The organism is Streptomyces galbus, from assembly GCF_005280195.1.
Classification (GTDB): Bacteria; Actinomycetota; Actinomycetes; order Streptomycetales; family Streptomycetaceae; genus Streptomyces; species Streptomyces galbus.
In genome coordinates this window covers 685386-703823 of the sequence record NZ_SZPR01000008.1, presented here as the reverse complement: position 1 = coordinate 703823, position 18438 = coordinate 685386, and the positions used below count along the sequence as shown (strand labels likewise).

Here is an 18438-nt window from a genome sequence, read left to right as displayed (position 1 = left end):
CGAGGATGACCTCCACCCTGCCCGAGACAGGCCAGCAGTTCGCGCTCTCCGAGGAGGAGCTCCGCCGCTTCCACCGGCAGGGCTTCATCGGCCCGTTCACCCTCTACGAGCCCGACGAGATGCGGGAGATCTGGCGCCGTACCCGCCTGGAGCTGCTCGACCGCTCGGACGCCGTCTACCCCACCGAGGACGCCGTCTCCGGCGCCACCAACATCGCCAACTACGACCGCCACCTGGACCACGACTTCCTCGCCTCGCACATCGGCCGGCGCGAGATCGTCGACCGGGTGGCGAGCATCCTCGGCCCGGACGTCATCTGCTGGCGCACCGAGTTCTTCCCCAAGCACCCCGGCGACGAGGGCACCGACTGGCACCAGGCCGACACCTTCGCCAACGCCTCCGGCAAGCCGCAGATCCTGTGGCCCGAGGACTCCGACTTCGGCGGCACCATCACCGTCTGGTCCGCGTTCACCGAGGCCACCACGGAGAACGGCTGCCTGCAGTTCATCCCCGGCACCCACCGGACGATGTTCTACGACGAGACGAAGAAGATGCACTACGACCCCGAGAAGATCAACTCGGTGGACAAGGACGGCGTCCGGCGCGGCTTCTTCGGCTACGACTACCGGGAACTGCAGAAGGACCCGGACTGGACGCCCGACGAGGACGCGGCCGTCGCGCAGATCATGGAGCCGGGCCAGTTCATCATCTTCTGGTCGACCCTGATGCACGCCTCCTACCCGCACCTGGGCCGGACCAACGACATGCGGATGGGCTTCGCCACCCGCTACGTCCCCTCCACCGTGCACGTCTACCCGGACAGCGACCACATCGAGGAGTACGGCGGCCGGATCAGCCTGGAGAAGTACGGCTCCGTCCTGGTCAGCGGCGACAACCACCGCCCCGACAACCGCATGGTCACCGAGACCACGCGCGGGAAGACCTTCTGACGTGGCCGGCGCCGAGCACACGGGCGGCGGCCCCGGGCCACAGGCACTGGCCGGGCTGCTGACCGTCCTCGACCTGGCCCAGCCGCTGCTGCGCGCGGCGGGCACCGTGCTGCGGGTCTTCCCCGCCGACGAGGCGGAGGCCGCCGCCTACGACGCCGGCGCGGTGGCCCGCTGCAACGAGGCGCTGGCCCACCTCGGCGCCGCCCACGGGCTCACCGTGCCCCGTTTCACGGCGCCGGTCCCGGACGGCCCGTCCAGCCTGGAGGTCGCCCTCAGCAACCTCTGCGAGCTGGAGTTCGGCTCCTGGCGGCCGCTGGCGGAGAGCGCCGGGCCGTGGCCGGACGAGCCGGCCGGACACCCTCGCTCCGGCAGCGCGGCCCTGCCGGCCGCCCGCCGGGTGACGGCCGAGGGGCTGCCCCCGTTCGACGCCTTCGCGGCCGGCGAGCCCGGCGCGGAGACCGTCGTCCTGGTGCCGCCCTGCGGGGTGCCGGCCGGCCTGTTCGCGCCGTGGCTGGACCGCCTCTGCGCCCGCCACCGGGTCATCACCTACGAGAATCCGTACCTGTTCGGCGACTGGGCCGCCCGGCCCGCCCCGAGCGGCGACTTCCGTGAGGAGACCGCCCAGGCCACCGCCGTGGCGCAGGCGTACGGGGCGGAGCGGGTGCACCTGATCGGGGTCTGCGGCGGAGCCCCCGTCGCCCTGGCGGCGGCGGCCCGGCTCGGTGCCCGCACCGCCTCGCTGACGATGCTCCACCCCGACCTCAACTTCGGCCCCGGCGTGACCCGCACCCCCTTCCAGACCCAGTTCCAGGGCCTGCTCGCGGGCGCGGGGAGGAGCCAGGACCGGGCCGACGAGGTGCTCTCCCTGTTCCTCGACCCCAACATGCTCTTCGGCGTACCGCCCCGCCTGGCCCCCTTCGTGCTCTACCCCTACGGCGACCGCGAACTGTTCCACCGCTACGCCAGGCTGAACGACGCGCTCATGGCCCACGACGCCCGGCAGGCCGCGTCGGCCGCCCCGGCCCGCACGCTGATCGTCACCAGCCGCACCGACCGCATGACCCACCCGGACACCGCTCGCCACCTGCACGAGCTGGTGCCGGGCAGCACCCTGGTGGAGCGGCCCACGGGCAGCCACCACGACATCCTCGTCCCGGACGAGGAGATGTTCGCCAGGATCCAGGGCTTCCTCGACTCGGCGACCGGCCTGCCCGGCACCGCGGCCCGCGAGCCGGTGGCCGCCGGGAGCAGGCCGTGAGCCCCCCGACGGCCGACCCGCCGCCCGCCGAACGCGTCGTCGTGGTCACCCACGCCACCCTCTACGCCGGCCCCGGCGCGGTCCCCGCGCTGGGCGCCGCCGGGTTCACCGTGGTCTGTCACGACGAGAGCTTCACCGACGACGAGGCACGGGCCAAGTTCGAGGCCGGCCACGGACCCGCGGTGGTGGCCTGCCCGGCCAGGACCCCCTCCGGCGCGGTGACCTGGGCGATCCGCCGCCACGGCCGGCTGGACGCGGTGATCAGCAACGACGTCTACCCCGGCAAGTACCTGCCGGTGGAGCAGGCGGACGTGACCGAGCTGCGGGCCGCCGCCGAGGCGCTCCTGGTCGCCCCGGTCGCCGTGGTCGCCAAGGCGGCCGCCCAGATGAAACGGCAGGGCCACGGCCGTATCGTCCTGGTCACCTCGGCCGCCCCGGTCCGCCCCGAGCACGGCTTCTCCTACTACAGCTCGCTGCGCGCCGCGGCCTCCGCCTTCGCGCGCGCCGCGGCCCGTGAACTCGCCGCCGAGCACGTCACGGTGAACGCCGTCGCGCCCAACTTCCTGGAGAGCGAGACCTACTACCCCGAAGAGGCCTGGGGCACCGAGGACGGACAGGAGCGGCTGCGCGGCCTGCTGCCCATCGGCCGCCTCGGCACCGCACGCGAGATCGGCAACCTGATCGTCTTCCTCACCTCCGGCCGCGCCGACTTCGTCACCGGCGAGGTCGTCGGGTTCACCGGCGGCTGGGCCTGACCGCGCCGCACCCCCGTATCCGTACCGCTCCTGTCGCCGAGCTCATCGGCGCCCGACCAGACACGAAAGGAAGTCGCGCTGTGAGTACGCGGCAGACGCCCCTCCTGGAGCCGGTGACCACCTCGGAGCCCAGCCTGGTGCAGCAGATCCTGCTGGACATCTGGCGCACCACGCTGGACCGAGACGTCACCGTCGCCGACGACTTCTTCGAGACCGGCGGCGACTCGCTGCTCGCCCTGGTCACCATCGAGCAGATCAACCAGCGGCTGGGCTGGACCCTCAACATGGGCGACCTGCTGCGCTTCCGCAGCATCGAGGGGCTGACCTCCCACAAGGCGCAGCCCCAGGCGGCCAACGGCGAACGCGCCGTCATCCGGATGAGCAACCAGGGCTCGCGCACCCCCCTCGTCTTCCTGCACGCCGGCATCGGCACGGTGGACGGCTACGCGCGCCTGGTCCGCCTGCTGGGCGCCGACCGAGGCTGCTACGGCCTGCAGTCGCCGCTGCTGCTGTCCTCCGGCAACCGTGCCGTGCCCGACACCATGGAGGGCGTCGCCGAGCTGTACGCCGACCTGCTGGAGGACGAGTTCGGCGAGGACGAGTTCCACCTGGTCGGCGCCTGCGCCGGCGGGGCGATCGCCCTCGAACTGACCCGGCTGGCCGAGGAGCGCGGGCTCGGACTGCGCCGCACCGTCGCCATCGACGGCTACCTCGACGTGCACTCCACCGGCGAACCCGACGCGCGCGAACTCCTCTTCCAGTTCCGCGACGACATCATCCGCCTCTCGGGGACCTCCGGCGCCTTCCCCGACATCGCCCCCGCCGACCTCGACGAGGACACCGCGATCCGCGACGCCTCGGCGGCGATCTTCGGCGCGGCCCGGGCCGACGACCCGGCCGCCAACGCCTTCGCCCGCCGCATCTACGCGGCGCACTGCCTGTACGCCCGTGCCCTGTCCGCGTACCGCCCCGAACCCGTCGACACCGACCTGCTGCTCCTGCTGGCCAAGGACAACTTCACGGTGGACGACTGGCGTGCCGCGGTGCGCGGTGAACTGACCGCCGAGGTCATGGAGTCCGACTCCTACGGCCTCAGGCTGTGCCAGACCGACGCCGAGACCCTCGCGGCGCGGATCGAAGACTTCGTGGGCGAGGAGTGACGTCATGAGCCGCAGCAGCACCCATCCGTTCGAGGACGAGTCGGCCCGGTACCGCGTCCTGCTCAACGCCCGCGGCCAGTACTCGCTGTGGCCCGCCCGCCTCGCCGTGCCCGCCGGCTGGGACTGCGTGCACGGCCCCGACGCGCGGGCCGCCTGCGTGGCCCACATCGACGCGCACTGGACCGACCTGGCGCCGACGGGCCCGGCCCGAACGGCACCGGAGGGGGAAACCGTCTCATGACCGTCCAGCTCGAACACACCGGCCACGACCCGGGCGACGAGGCCGAGCCGGCGGTGCCCTGGCCGGGCGGCCTCGTCGCCCGGTTCGAGGAGCAGGCCGCCACCACCCCCGACGCCCCCGCGCTGGCGGCGGGCGAGGCCACGCTCAGCTACCGGGAGGTCAACGAGCGGGCCAACCGGATCGCGCACCGGCTCATCGACCTGGGCATCGGCCCCGGCGACACCGTCGCCGTCGCCCTGCCCTCCTCGCCCGCGCTGGTGTGCGGGCTGCTCGGCACGCTCAAGTCCGGTGCCGCCTACCTGCCGTTGGACCCCGGCTACCCGGCCGACCGGCTCGCCTACATGGTCGCCGACGCGGGCCCCCGCGCCCTGGTCGCCACCGCGGAGACCGACGCGGGGCTGGAGGGCGTCGACGCCTCCCTGACCCGGCTCCACGTGTCGGACGCGGGAGCCGTCGCACCGTACGGCCAGGACCCGTCGGTGCCGTCCGTGCCGTCCGAGGGGCCCGCGCCCGCCGACCCGGTGGGCCGTCTCACCGGACTCGACCAGGCCGCGTACACGATCTACACCTCCGGCTCCACCGGCCGCCCCAAGGGCGTGGTCGTCACCCACCGCTCGCTCGCGAACTTCCTCGCCTTCATGGCCTCGCTGTGCGAAGTCGGGCCCGGTGACGTGGTGCTGTCCACCACCCCGGTCTCCTTCGACATCGCGGGCCTCGAGCTGCACCTGCCGCTGGCGGGCGGGGCCCTGCTGCACCTGGTGGAGCGGGACGTCACCCTGGACGGCGTCGCGCTGCGCGCCCGGCTCGCGGCCGCCCGGCCCACTCTGGTCCAAGGGACCCCCGCCCTGTGGCAGTTGCTGCGCGAGGCCGGCTGGGACCCGCGGGAGGCGCCGGCCGGGACCCGGCTGCTGTGCGGCGGCGAGGCGCTGCCGCAGGACCTCGCCGACTTCCTGGCCGTCGACGGACACGCCGAGGTGTGGAACCTCTACGGCCCCACCGAGACCACCATCTGGTCGCTGCTCTCCCCGGTGCGCCCCGGCGAACCCGTCTCCATCGGAACCCCCCTGTGGAACACGGGCGTCCACGTCCTCGACGAGCTGCTCGCGCCCGCCGCCCCGGGCGAGACCGGGGAGCTGTACCTGTCCGGCGCCGGCCTGGCCCGCGGCTACCACCGCCGGCCCGCCCTCACCGCCGAGCGGTTCGTCGCCTGCCCGTTCGGCGCCCCGGGCGACCGCATGTACCGCACCGGCGACCTCGTCCGCCAACGGGTCGACGGCGCACTGGAGTTCGTCGGGCGGGCCGACGAACAGGTCAAGATCCGCGGCCACCGCGTCGAACTCGGCGAGATCGAGGAGGCGCTGCGCCGGCTCCCCGAGGTCGCGCAGGCCCGCGTGGTGGCCAGGGAGGAGACCCCCGGGGTGGCGTACCTCGCGGGATACGTCGTACCCGCCGCCGGCCACACGCCCGAACCGGCCGCGCTGCGCGACGCGCTGGGGGAGTGGCTGCCCGCGTACATGCTCCCCGCCGGGGTCATGGTGCTCGACCGCTTCCCGCTCACCCCCGCCGGCAAGGTCGACCGCAGGGCCCTGCCGCCCCTCGACTTCTCCCGCCCCCCGTCCTCGGGGCGCGCCCCGCGGACCGAACGGGAACGGGTCGTGGCCGGGCTCTTCCGCGAGGTGCTCGGCCTCGACGGCGTGGACGTCGACAGCAGCTTCTTCGACCTCGGCGGCAACTCCCTGCTCGCCACCCGCCTGGTGGCCCGCATCCGCGCCGAACTCGCCGCCGAACTCCCCATCCGCACCGTCTTCGAGGACCGCACGGTCGCCGCCCTCGCCCGCCGCCTCGACGGCGCCGGCACGGCCCGGCCCGCCCCGCGCCGCATGGCCCGGCCCGAGCACGTCCCGCTCTCCTACGCCCAGCAGCGCCTGTGGTTCCTGCACCGCCTGGAGGGCCCCAGCGCCACCTACAACCTGCCCATAGCCGTCCGCCTCACCGGCGAACCCGACCTTCCCGCGCTGCGCGCGGCCGTGCGGCACCTGGTCGCCCGGCACGAGAGCCTGCGCACGTACTTCGCCGACGGGCCGCACGGTGCCGAGCAGGTCGTGGTGCCCGCCGGGCAGGCGCCCGTCGACCTCACCGTCCACGAGGTGAGCCCCGAGGACCTGCCCGCCGCCCTGGACCGTGCCGCGGGCCACCTCTTCGACCTGGCCGCCGAGATCCCGGCCCGCTTCACGCTGTTCCGCACCGGAGAGGACACCCACGTCCTGCTCCTGTGCATCCACCACATCGCCAGCGACGGCTGGTCCCTGGCCCCCCTGGTCCGGGACCTGTGCGCCTCCTACACCGCCCACCTCGCGGGCGAGGAGCCCGACCGCCCCGCTCCGGACGTGGGCTACGTCGACTACACGCTCTGGCAGCGCGACGTGCTCGGCTCGCCGGACGACCCGGGCAGTGCCATGGCACGGCAGCTCGCCTACTGGCGGGAGCGGCTCGCGGGTGCGCCCGAGCTGCTCGACCTGCCCGTCGACCGGCCCCGGCCGGCCGAGGCCGGGTACCGGGGCGACGTCGTGCCCTTCGAGGTGCCGGCCGAGCTGACCGACCGGCTGCTCGACCTCGCCCGACGGGAGCGGGTCAGCCTCTTCATGGTCCTGCAGGCCGCCCTCGCCACCCTGCTGACCAAGCTCGGCGCGGGCACCGACATCCCGCTCGGCAGCCCGCTGGCCGGCCGCGCCGACAGTGCCCTCGACGACCTCGTCGGCTTCTTCGTCAACACCCTCGTGCTGCGCACCGACACCTCGGGCAACCCTTCCTTCACCGGCCTCCTGGACCGCGTCAAGGCAGGCAACCTCGCCGCCTACGACCACCAGGACCTGCCCTTCGAGTACCTGGTGGAGGTCCTCAACCCGGCCCGCACGACCAGCCACCACCCGCTCTTCCAGGTGATGCTGGTGCTGCAGAACAACGTGGCCCCCGACTGGCGTCTGCCCGGCCTCACCGCCGAGCACGAGACGGTGCCCACGCACACCTCCAAGTTCGACCTGACCTTCGAACTCACCGAGCGGTTCGACGCGTCGGGCCGGCCCGACGGCCTGCGCGGCGAGGTCGAGTACGCCACCGACCTGTTCGACCCGGCCACCGCCGCCCTGTTCGCCGAACGGCTGCTGCGCGTCCTGGAGGCCGTCGCCGACGACCCGCGCCGGACCCTGGACTCCGTGGACGTGCTCGGCGAGCACGAGCGCGCCGTGATCCTCGGCGACTGGAACGACACCGCCGTCGACCTCCCCGACGCCACCTACCCCGACCTGCTCGCCGCGCAGGTCGCCCGCACCCCCGACGCCGTGGCCCTGGTCCACGAGGACACCGAGCTCACCTTCGCCGAACTCGACCGCCGCTCCAGCCGCATCGCCCACTGGCTGATCGCCCGGGGCGTGGGCCGGGACGACGTCGTCGGGCTCTCGCTGCGCCGCTCCCCGGAGCTGCTCTGCGCCCTCCTCGGCATCCTCAAGGCCGGCGGCGTCTACCTCCCGCTCGACCCGGACTACCCGCCCGAGCGGCTCGGCTTCATGATCGCGGACACCCGCCCCGTCCTCCTGATCACCACGGCCGAGGTCGCCGCCCGGCTGCCCGAGGACGCCCGCACGGTCCCCCGTCTGGAGTGCGACGACCCGGCCGCCCGCGCCGCCCTCGCCCGGATGCCCGCCACCGCCCCCACGGACGCCGACCGCCGCGCCCCGCTCCGCCTGGACGACCTGGCCTACGTCATCTACACCTCCGGCTCGACCGGCCGCCCCAAGGGCGTCGCCGTCACCCACCGGGGCATCCCCAACCTTGCCCGCGGTTACCTGGACCGCTTCCGCCTCGACGGCTCCTCGCGCTTCCTGCAGTTCTCCTCGATCAACTTCGACCCCACGTTCTGCGAGATGTGCTGCACCCTGCTCGCCGGCGCGACGGTGATCCTCACCTCGCCCGACGAACTGCTCTCCGCGGACCGGCAGCGCGCGCTCGTCGCCCGTCACCGGCCCACCCACATCACCTTCTCGCCGACCATCCTCGGCGGCATGGCCGAGGACGCCCTCGCCTCCGTGGGCCACCTGATGGTCGCCGGCGAGGCCTGCCCGCCCGCGCTCGCCGCCAAGTGGTCCCGCGGCCGCCGCATGATCAACGCGTACGGGCCCACCGAGGCCACCGTCGACGCCCTGTACTGGGAGTGCGGCAGCGCCGGCGCCGGCTACGAGGACGACTCCGTCCCGGTCGGCCGTCCGCTGCCCAACACCCGCGTGCACATCCTGGACGCGGACCTCGGCCCGGTCGCCCCCGGCGTCGTGGGCGAGCTGTACCTCAGCGGTGCCGGACTCGCGCGCGGTTACCTCAACCGGCCCGCACTGACCGCGGAACGCTTCGTGGCCTGCCCGTTCGGCCCCGAGGGCGCCCGGATGTACCGCACCGGCGACCTCGCCCGCTGGCGGCCCGGCGGAGTCGTCGACTTCGTGGGCCGCGCCGACGACCAGGTCAAGATCCGCGGGATGCGCGTCGAGCCCGGCGAGATCGAGTCGGTCCTCGACGCCCACGCGGGCGTCGCGCAGGCCGTGGTCGTCGTCCGCGAGGACACCCCCGGACACCAGCAGCTCGTCGGCTACGTCGTGCCCGACACCACCGCCGGCGGCCCCGACGGCGCCGACGACATCGAGCACGTCGACAAGTGGCAGGAGATCCACGAACAGGGCTACAGCGAACAGGAGGACCTGGGCGGGGAGGGCGACTTCACCGGCTGGAACAGCAGCTACGACAACCAGCCCATCCCCCTGGACCACATGCGGGAGTGGCAGGCCGCCACGGTCGACCGCATCCTGGAACTGGCCCCGCGCCGGGTCCTGGAGATCGGCGTCGGCTCCGGGCTGATCCTCTACCAGGTCGCCCCGCACGTGGACGCCTACACCGGGATCGACTTCTCGCCCTCGCTGATCCAGACCCTCGGCGCGGGCGTCGACCGCACCGACCTGCGCGACCGGGTGACCCTGCACAGCCTCGCCGCCCACGAGGTCGGCGAACTCGCGGGGACCTCGTACGACACCGTCGTCGTCAACTCGGTGGCGCAGTACTTCCCCAGCGTCCGCTACCTCGTCGACGTCCTGCGCGCGGCCATGGAGCTGCTGGAGCCCGGCGGCCGGATCTTCCTCGGCGACGTCCGCAACCTGCGGCTGCTGCGCACCTTCCTCACCGCGATCACCCTGCACGGCGGCGCGCACGCCGGCGAGACCCTCGCCGCGGTCCGGGACATGGTGTCCCACCAGGGCGAGCTGGAGAGCGAACTCCTGCTCGACCCGGCCTTCTTCGCCCGGGTCGGCGAGGCCGTCCCCGGCGTGGCGGGCGTCGACATCCGTCTCAAGTGCGGTCTGCTGAGCAACGAACTGACCGACTACCGCTACGAGGTGGTGTTGCACAAGCAGGGGGCCCGGCCGCTGTCGCTGGCCGGGGCGCGCAGGACCGCGTGGTCCGAGACCGCGGGCCTCGATGCCGTGCGCGCCGAACTCGCGGGCGCGCGCCCAGGGTCGCTGCGCGTCACCGGCATCCCCAACCGCCGGGTGGCCGCCGAGGTCGCCGCCGCCCGGCGCGTGGCCGCCGGCGGGGCGACGCCCGTACGGGACGCCGACGCCCACCCCCGCACCCGTCCCGGCGTCGGCCCCGAGGAACTCGCCGCGTTCGGCGCGGAGCTGGGCTACACGGTGCACGCCACGTGGAGCGGCGCACCGGGGGAGTCCGAGGACCGCTTCGACGCGGTGTTCCTGGCCCCCGAGGAGGCGGCGCGGGCGGCCCGGTCGGGCCTCGCGGACGTCTACCTGGCCGCGGAAGCCGCCGGTGTCCCGCTCCACCAGCTCGGCAACGACCCCCAGGCCGTCGACCACGCCCGCCGGCTGGGGCAGGAGCTGCGGCGGCACGCGGCCCAGCGCCTGCCCGACCACATGGTCCCCGCGGCCGTCGTCGTCCTCGACCGCCTGCCGCTCACCCCCAACGGCAAGCTCGACACCCGCAGCCTGCCGGCGCCGGACTTCACCTCCCGCGCGCTGCGCCCGCCCCGGACCCCTCAGGAGGTCACCCTGGCGCGGCTGTTCGCGGAGGTGCTCGGCCTGGAGGCGGTCGGTGTGGACGACCGCTTCTTCGACCTCGGCGGCGACAGCATCCGCTCCATCCAGCTGGTCAGCCGCGCCCGCGCGGAGGGCTTCCTGATCACCCCCCGCGACGTCTTCCGCGACCAGACGGTCGAGGCGCTCGTCGCCCGCGCCGCCGAGGCCGCCGAGGCCCACGACCCGACGGCGGTGGCCGCCGGCGAACTGGACGACTGGCTCAGGATCCTGGAGACCCCGGACCCCGCGTACCCGCTGCTCACGGACGCCACCGGCCCGGACACCGAGGTCCCGCACGCCGGGGGCCGGGGCCTGCTGGAGCGTGCGGTCACCGGCGTCCTCGCCGAGGCCCTGACCGGCGCCCTCCCGGCGATGTTCCGCTGCGGGCCCGAGCACATCGCGCTCGCCGCGCTCGCGCCCGCGCTCATCGAGTGGCGCCTCACCCGCGTCGCCGACGTCCGCTCGGCGCTGCGCATCGACATCGCCACCGGCGCGAGCGGGGCCGTGCACCCGGTGCGGCTCACCCCGGGCCTCGCGGACCTCGGCAAGGCCCTGGCCGACCCCAGGTCGCTGGCCCGGGCGGTCAAACGGGTCAAGGAGCAGATCCGCTCGGTACCGTCCGGCGGCGCCCACTACCCGGCCCTGCGCGCCGGTGCGGAGACCGGCCCGCACCTCGCCCGGTACGACGACGCGCAGGCCCTGTTCCGTTACCTGCCGGAACCGTCCGCCGACGAGGACGCGGACCCGGCCGGCGGTCACGTCCTCGCCGTGGAGGTCCGCCCCGCCGCCGACGGCACCTCCGTCACCGTCCGTTGGCACTGGGACCGCACCCGGTTCGACACGGCGGCCGTCGGTGCGCTCGCCGACCGCTGGACCGCGCTGCTGTCCGCCCTCGGCGGCCTCACCGCCCACCCGGAACTCGGCGGCCTGACCCCCTCCGACGTCGGCCTGGTCGCCCTCAAGCAGTCCGCGCTCAACGCCCTCGGCTCCGCCCACCCGGGCCTGACGGACGTCCTGCCGGTCACCCCGCTCCAGCAGGGCCTCGTCCTGCACGCCGACGGCCTGCCCGAGGGGCCGGACCCGTACCAGGGCCAGAGCCTGTTCGACCTGGACGGGCCGCTGGACGCCGCACGCCTGCGGGAGGCCGTACACGCCCTGCTGATGCGGCACGACAACCTCCGCGCCGGCTTCGTCCACCGCGGCCTGGAGTCACCCGTGCAGGTGATCGCGGACCGGGTGGAGGTGCCGTGGCGCGAGCACGACCTGTCCGGGCTGACGCCCGCCCGGCAGCAGGAGCGGGAGGCGGCCGTCCTCGCCGAGGACAAGGCGCTCCGCTTCGACCTCACCGCCCCGCCGCTGCTGCGCTTCAGCCTGCTGCGGTACTCCGCCACCCGGCACCGGCTGCTCGTCGCCGATCACCACATCCTCCTCGACGGCTGGTCCACCCCCCTGATGTGGGACGAGCTGTTCGCCCTCTACCGGGGCGAGGACCCCGGGCCGGTCACCCCCTTCCGGGACTACCTGGCCTGGCTGGCGCGGCAGGACCGGACGGCGGCCGCCGAGGCCTGGCGCTCCTACCTCGCCGGGGCGCCGGTCCCGACCCGGGCCGCCGACGCCGAACCCGAGCCCGGTGTGCTGCCGCACACCACGGACCTGCTGCTCTCCGGCGACCTGAGCGCCCTGCTGGTGCGCGCCGCGGCCCGCGCCTCGGTCACCCTCAACACCGTGCTGCAGACCGCCTGGGGCCTGCTGCTGGGCCGCCTCACCGGCCGCGACGACGTGCTGTTCGGCACGACCGTCTCGGAGCGCCCGGCGGAGATCGCCGGCATCGAGAACATGGTCGGCCTGCTGATCAACACCGTGCCCGCGCGGGTGCGCCGCGTGCCCGGCGAGCCGGCCGCGGCGACCGTGGCACGGGTGCAGGAGGAGCAGCTGGAGATGTACCCGCACCGGCACCTGGGCCTGAGCGAGGTGCAGCGCACCACCGGCTCCGGCGAACTCTTCGACACGTACTACGTGTTCCAGAACTACCCTGACCCGCCGGACCGGGACGGCGGGGCCGCAGGGCCGGACGCGCTGCGCGTCACCGAGCGCACGCAGAGCGCCAGGGGCGTCTCGCACTACCCGCTGGGCATCACCGTGATGCCGGGCGAGCGGATCGAGATCGTCTTCGGCCACCACCCCGAACTCTTCGACGAGGCCCGGATCGAGGAGATCAAGAAGTCCTTCGTGGACGTCCTGGAGACACTCGCGGCGGACCGCTCCGACGGCACCACCGACACCCCCCCACGGGAAGGCCTCTCATGAAAGACCTGCTGACGATGGTGCGAGGCCTGCCGCCCGCCGTTCGCATCCTCCTGCTGTGCGCCACGGCCCGCTCACTGAGCTTCTTCGCCGTCCTGGCCTACATGCCGATCTTCCTGCACGACCCGGTCGGCATGAACGGCGCGGCCATCGGCTACGTCCTGGGCGCCTGCCTGCTGGTGGGGACCGTCGCCAGCGTCTACGGCGGCTACCTCGCCGACCGGTTCACCAAGGTCGACCTGATGATCGCCCTGGACGGCGTGCTCGTCCTCGTCTACCTCGCGCTGCCGGCGGTCCACCAGCCGCTCGTGGTGCTCGCCGTGCTCCTGGTGGCGAACACCGCCTCCTCCTCCATGGGCGTCACCGCCAACGCGCTGCTGGCCGAACTGGTGCCCTCGGAGCACCGGGCGAAGGTGTTCTCGCTGCGGTACTCGCTGCAGAACATCGGCGCCGCCGTGGGCCCGTTCCTGGGCGTCGCGTCCGTCGCCGCGAGCAGCGGCGGGCCGTTCCTGCTGGCGGCGGCCATCATCGTCGCCGCGCTGCTGCCGCTGATCGTCTTCCGCCGCCACTTCACGGTCCCCGCGGCGGACGGTGCCGCGGAGCCGGCGGCTTCCGCGGACACCCCGGCCGCGTCGGACCCGGAGAAGTCCGCGGAGTCCTTCCGCGCGGTGCTGAAGGTGATGCGGGGCGACCGCGCGCTGACCTGGTTCACCCTGGGCGGCATCTTCAGCATCGTGGTCTACGGCCCGCTGCTGACCTTCATGTCCCAGTACCTGGTCCTGGTGGAGGACCGCGACACCGCCTACCGCCTCGTCGCCTACATCTCGGCGGCCAACGCGATCGTGGTGATCTCCACCCAGTACCTGGTGGGCAGCCGGCTCAAGGACAACACCCTGATGCGCTGGCTCACCTGGGGCACCGGCGCCTTCGTGGTCGGCCTGGTCGCCATGTCGCTGTCGACCCAGGCCGCGCTGCTGGTCGCCGCCGTCGCCCTGTTCACCCTCGGCGAGGTGATCGTGGTGCCCGCCGAGTACATGTTCATCGACTCCATCGCACCGGACGGGCTGCGCGGCAGCTACTTCGGCGCCCAGAACCTCGTCCACATCGGGGTGGCGGTCGGCCCGGTCGTCTGCGGTTTCCTGCTCCAGCACTTCGCCCCGGCGGTCATGTTCTACGCGCTCGTCGCCATCGTGATCGCCGGCTGGTGGTTCTACGTCATCGGCTGCCGCGCGGCGGCCGCCTCGGCCGTGCCCGCCCCCGCGGAGGCCGGAAAGGCAGTGAGTGGAGTATGAGTTTCGCAGAGATCGCCGAGCGCACCTACTGCCCGTTCGCCCGGGCCTCGAAAATGGGGCCGCCCGTCACGATCAGGACCGGGGAATTCGAGAAGGAACTGCACGCGCACCGGGACGTCATCGCGGAATTCTTCCGCACCGCCCGGGAGAACGCGTACGACGGCATGGTCGTCACCTTCGAGGACCCCTCGGCCGGAAACACCCTGGACGCCCTGGTCGACCTCACCCGCCGTCTCTACACGACCCTCGACGAGCTCTACCCGGGCGTCTACCTCCAGGACGACCCGCACCCCGACGAGACGTGGTACGCGATGATCGAGGGGGAGCAGTTCTTCGTGGTCTCCTTCGCGCCCTGCTACCCGGAGCACTCGCCCCGCCACACCCACGGCGACCCGCGCACCTACGTCCTGCTCCAGCCCGCCAGCACCTTCGAACGGAACGCGGCCGCCATCGACCGGCGCCGGGAACGCATCCACCACGCCTTCGCCGCGGTCGGCAAGCCGTACGACGCCGGGCTGGCGAACGTGCGCAACGACATGTTCAAGGCGGTCATGCCCATCGACCCCATCGACCGGCACATCCCCTGGTGGGACGAGTCCTGGCGGGACGCGCGGCAGCCGGGCGAGGGCGCCGGGACGGCCGTAAAGGACGCGCGGGAAGGCCCCGACAGGGCGCAGGATGGAGGGGCCGGGGCCGGAGCGACCCGTCCGGCCGCCTGAGGCAGCCCGCAGAACCGCCCTAGGGAGCAACGCAGTTGACCAGTGACACCCCGGCGCCGGACCGCACCCCGCGGCCGGCCCCCGATCCGCTCACGGCCTACGGCTGGGACGCGGAGTGGGCCGCCGTGTTCGCCCCGTACGCCGCCGACGGGCTGGCGCCGGGACGGGTCGCGCGCGTGGACCGCGGCCGGTGCGAGGTGGTGCTGGCGGCCGGCCCGGCCGACGCCGGCCCGGACGGCACGGTCACCGTGCACGCCGACACCCGGCCCGCCCGCACCGGCGGGGACCCGGAGGCCGTCGTGTGCACCGGCGACTGGGCGGCGGTGGAACCGGACACCCCCACCGGGCCCGTGCTGCGGGCGCTGCTGCCGCGCCGCACCCGGTTCCTGCGCTCCACCTCCTCGGCGCGGTCCGAGGGGCAGGTGCTCGCGGCCAACACCGACCACGCCGTCGTGGTCGTGTCGCTCGCCGTCGAACTCGACCTCGGCCGCCTGGAGCGGTTCCTGTCGCTCGCCTGGGCCAGCGGCTCCCGGCCGCTGGTCGCGCTCACCAAGACCGACCTGGTGCCCGACAGCACCTACCTGGTGGCCGACGTCGAAGCGGCCGCGCCCGGCGCCCCGGTGCTGCCCGTCAGTGCCGTCACCGGCGAGGGGGTGGCGGCGCTCGCCGCCGAACTCGCCGGGGGCACCGCCGTGTTGCTCGGCCAGTCCGGTGTCGGCAAGTCGACGCTGGTCAACGCGCTGCTCGGCGCCGAGGTGCGAACCAGCGGCGCGGTGCGCGGCAACGACGGCAAGGGCCGGCACACCACCACCGCGCGCGAACTGCTGCCGCTGCCCGGCGGCGGACTCGTCGTCGACACCCCCGGCCTGCGCGGCGTCGGCCTGTGGGAGGCGGACGAGGGCCTGTCCCAGGTGTTCGCCGAGATCGAGGAGCTGGCGGCCCACTGCCGCTTCCACGACTGCGAGCACCACGCCGAACCCGGCTGCGCGGTCCTCGCCGCGGTGGACGACGGCACCCTCTCGCACCGCCGCTTCGAGAGCTACCGCAAGCTGCTGCGGGAGAGCGCCTGGATCGCCTCCCGCACCGACGCCCGGCTGCGCGCCGAGCGGGCCCGGGAATGGCGGCGCCGCGAGGCGGCCGGCCGGGAGATGTACGAGCGAAAGCGCGGCAAAGGCCACCGCAAGGCTTTTTGAATTGGCCACTTGACGCCACGGCACTTTGCTGCCGGACACAACGTCTTGAGACGGGTTCCGGGCCCTGGCACATTGTTCGGGTGTTCGCTTGCGTTTCCCTTCTGCGGAGAGGCGTCTTTCGTGTCCGAATACCCTGGCGTGCTGACGTACGACCTGTCCTTCGAAGAGACGGTTCGCCTGGAGATGGTGATCGTCAAAATGCAGGAGGCCGGCTGTGATCCTGGGGAATCCGAGTTCCACGACCGGGCCTGGGAATTCATCCCGCGCGTCCCGATCGGGCTGAGGCGTTTCCTCGAGGACTTCCGGCGCGAGGACCCGGCTGCCGCCTTCCTGATCCGCGGCTTCCCCGTCGACGACGAGGCGGTGGGCCCGACCCCCGGCACCTGGGCCGCCGCCGCGGCCTCCGGCCGCTCGCACCGGGAGCAGCTCTTCCTCGCGCTGATCGCCAAGTGCCTGGGGGAGGTGTTCAGCTGGCCCACCCTGCAGGCCGGCCGGATGATCCACCACGTGCTGCCGATCGCCGGCGACGAGAACGAGCAGAGCGGCCACGGCAGCGACGTCCTGCTGGAGTGGCACACCGAGGACGGCTTCCACCCCGCCCGCTGCGACTACCTGGCCCTGTTCGGGGTCCGCAACCACGACCGGGTGCCGACGACGCTCTCCTCCGTGCGGGACGTACGGATATCGGAGGAGAACCGCAGGACGCTGTTCGAGCCGCGCTTCCACATCCTCCCCGACGACGAGCACCTGCGGCAGCTCGCCGCCCAGGAGCCCGACCACCCCGGCCTCGCCCGGATGCGCGCCATGCGCGAGACGCCCGAGCCGGTCGCCGTGCTCTTCGGCGCCGCCGACTCGCCCTATCTGCGCATCGACCCGTACTTCATGCGCTGCGTCGAGGGCGACAACGGCGCCGAACAGGCCCTGAAGGAACTGGTCGTGGAGCTGGAGCGGGTCCAGCAGGACGTCGTCGTCGACGCGGGCACCCTGCTCGTCGTCGACAACTACCTCGCCGTCCACGGCCGCAGGGCGTTCACCGCCCGCTACGACGGCACCGACCGCTGGCTGCAGAAGGCCATCGTCACGCGTGACCTGCGCAAGTCGCGCGCCACCCGTGACTCGGCCGCCGCCCGCGTCGTGATCTGAGGAGCCCGATGTCCGCGCACAACGCCCTGCCGCCGGAGGCGGTCGTCCTCGCCGACCTGGCGATCATCCTGACGGTGGGTGCCACCCTCGTCACCCTCGTACGACGACTGCGGCAGCCCCCCGTGGTGGTGGAGATCGCCGCCGGGCTGATGCTCGGCCCCAGCCTGCTCGGCCTGCTGCCGGGGAACCTGCCCGCCCGCCTCTTCCCCGCCGAGGCCCGGCCGGCCCTCTCCGTCCTGGCCCAGCTCGGGCTCGCCCTCTTCATGTTCCTGGCGGGCTGGGAACTCGACCCGCGCAGACTGCGCGGGCGGGGCCGGGCGGTGGGCACCATCGCCGTCCTCGCCATGGCGGTGCCGTTCGTCCTCGGCGGCGGGGCGGCCGCGCTCCTGCACGACTCCCAGGCTCCCGAGGGCGTCGGTACCGGCATGTTCGCGCTCTTCATGGGCACCGCGTTCTCGATCACGGCGTTCCCGGTCCTCGCCCGCATCATCCGGGACCGCGGCCTCACCCGGACCCACGTCGGAGTGCTGGCCATGGCCTGCGCGGCGGCCGGCGACGTGGTCGCCTGGTGCGTGCTGGTCCTGGTGGTGGCCCTCGCGGGCGCCCGCGGCCCCGACGGGTTCGCCGCCGTCATCGCCTGCACCGTGGCCTACGGCGCCGTGATGGTCCTGGTCGTACGGCCCCTCCTGCGCCGGCTGCTGCGCAACTGTGCCGCCTGGCGGAGCGGGAGCACGCCCCTCGCCCTGATCGTCTCCGGCGTCCTCCTGTCCTCCTACGCGACGTCCTGGATCGGCGTGCACGCCATCTTCGGGGCGTTCGCCTTCGGCCTGGTCATGCCGCGCGGCGAGAGCGTGCTGGAGGAGCGGATCGCACAGCCGCTGGAGCGGGCGTCCGCCCTGCTGCTGCCCGCGTTCTTCACCCTCACCGGCCTGTCCACGGACATCGGCGGCCTCGGCCGTTCCGGCTTCGAGGTCCTCGGCCTCGTCCTCGTCGTGGCCGTGGCCGGCAAGTTCGCGGGGGCGGCCGTACCGGCCCGGCTGACCGGGAGCGGCTGGCGGGAGGCCGCGGTGTTCGGCACCTTGATGAACACCCGGGGCCTCACGGAGATCGTCATCCTCGGCATAGGTCTCCAACTCGGACTGATCGGCCCCGAGCTGTTCACCGTCATGGTCCTGATGGCGCTGGTCACCACCGCCATGGCGGGCCCCCTGCTCACCTGGTTCGGCCGCGGCACCGAAGCGGCGCACGTACCGTCCCGCGCACCCGCGGTCCCCGCACTCACCCCGTCGAAAGGACAGTGA

At 73.7% G+C, this 18438-nt stretch carries 11 protein-coding genes; all 11 read left to right on the top strand.

What is annotated here, in order from left to right; all coding sequences use genetic code 11:
- Nucleotides 1–5 precede the first annotated feature (5 nt).
- The 11 genes from E4U92_RS07515 (at nucleotide 6) to E4U92_RS07465 (ending at nucleotide 18438) form a co-directional block, all read left to right on the top strand.
- On the top strand, nucleotides 6–950 hold the full coding sequence (locus tag E4U92_RS07515) for a chlorinating enzyme (RefSeq protein WP_137299449.1): 945 nt from the start codon (nucleotides 6–8) through the stop codon (nucleotides 948–950).
- A 1-nt stretch (nucleotide 951) separates the two neighbouring features.
- Nucleotides 952–2208, top strand: a complete 1257-nt coding sequence (locus E4U92_RS35810) for an alpha/beta fold hydrolase (RefSeq protein ID WP_168725055.1) — start codon at nucleotides 952–954, stop codon at nucleotides 2206–2208.
- Nucleotides 2205–2963: an SDR family oxidoreductase gene (locus tag E4U92_RS07505; RefSeq protein WP_137299448.1), complete on the top strand. Its 759-nt coding sequence runs from the start codon at nucleotides 2205–2207 to the stop codon at nucleotides 2961–2963. The genes E4U92_RS35810 and E4U92_RS07505 overlap by 4 nt, the downstream gene beginning before the upstream one ends.
- An 80-nt stretch (nucleotides 2964–3043) precedes the next feature.
- Nucleotides 3044–4123: a thioesterase domain-containing protein gene (locus E4U92_RS07500; protein WP_137299447.1), complete on the top strand. Its 1080-nt coding sequence runs from the start codon at nucleotides 3044–3046 to the stop codon at nucleotides 4121–4123.
- A 4-nt stretch (nucleotides 4124–4127) separates the two neighbouring features.
- Nucleotides 4128–4364 carry an MbtH family protein gene (locus E4U92_RS07495; protein WP_137299446.1) on the top strand — a complete coding sequence of 79 codons (237 nt, stop codon included), beginning with the start codon at nucleotides 4128–4130 and terminating at the stop codon, nucleotides 4362–4364.
- Entirely contained in the window at nucleotides 4361–12793 is an 8433-nt protein-coding gene (locus tag E4U92_RS07490) for a non-ribosomal peptide synthetase (RefSeq protein ID WP_137299445.1), read from the top strand. Before E4U92_RS07495 ends, E4U92_RS07490 begins: the two co-directional genes overlap by 4 nt.
- Nucleotides 12790–14082, top strand: a complete 1293-nt coding sequence (locus tag E4U92_RS07485; RefSeq protein WP_137299444.1) for an MFS transporter — start codon at nucleotides 12790–12792, stop codon at nucleotides 14080–14082. The genes E4U92_RS07490 and E4U92_RS07485 overlap by 4 nt, the downstream gene beginning before the upstream one ends.
- A complete protein-coding gene (locus E4U92_RS07480; RefSeq protein WP_137299443.1) occupies nucleotides 14079–14801 on the top strand; it encodes a YqcI/YcgG family protein in 723 nt (240 codons plus the stop codon). The genes E4U92_RS07485 and E4U92_RS07480 overlap by 4 nt, the downstream gene beginning before the upstream one ends.
- Nucleotides 14802–14836: 35 nt before the next feature.
- On the top strand, nucleotides 14837–15994 hold the full coding sequence (gene rsgA, locus E4U92_RS07475; protein ID WP_137299442.1) for a ribosome small subunit-dependent GTPase A: 1158 nt from the start codon (nucleotides 14837–14839) through the stop codon (nucleotides 15992–15994).
- 120 nt (nucleotides 15995–16114) lie between these two features.
- Nucleotides 16115–17137 (top strand): guanitoxin biosynthesis L-enduracididine beta-hydroxylase GntD, encoded by a 1023-nt coding sequence (gene gntD, locus E4U92_RS07470; protein WP_229861945.1) that lies wholly within the window; start codon nucleotides 16115–16117, stop codon nucleotides 17135–17137.
- An 8-nt stretch (nucleotides 17138–17145) separates the two neighbouring features.
- Nucleotides 17146–18438, top strand: a complete 1293-nt coding sequence (locus E4U92_RS07465; RefSeq protein WP_229861948.1) for a cation:proton antiporter — start codon at nucleotides 17146–17148, stop codon at nucleotides 18436–18438.

Bases quoted from the DNA above. Each gene is read 5' to 3' on its own strand.
- E4U92_RS07480 (WP_137299443.1), top strand. From the start codon at position 14,079: ATGAGTTTCGCAGAGATCGCCGAGCGCACCTACTGCCCGTTCGCCCGG.
- E4U92_RS07490 (WP_137299445.1), top strand. From the start codon at position 4,361: ATGACCGTCCAGCTCGAACACACCGGCCACGACCCGGGCGACGAGGCC.
- E4U92_RS07485 (WP_137299444.1), top strand. From the start codon at position 12,790: ATGAAAGACCTGCTGACGATGGTGCGAGGCCTGCCGCCCGCCGTTCGC.
- E4U92_RS07495 (WP_137299446.1), top strand. From the start codon at position 4,128: ATGAGCCGCAGCAGCACCCATCCGTTCGAGGACGAGTCGGCCCGGTAC.
- E4U92_RS07515 (WP_137299449.1), top strand. From the start codon at position 6: ATGACCTCCACCCTGCCCGAGACAGGCCAGCAGTTCGCGCTCTCCGAG.
- E4U92_RS07465 (WP_229861948.1), top strand. From the start codon at position 17,146: ATGTCCGCGCACAACGCCCTGCCGCCGGAGGCGGTCGTCCTCGCCGAC.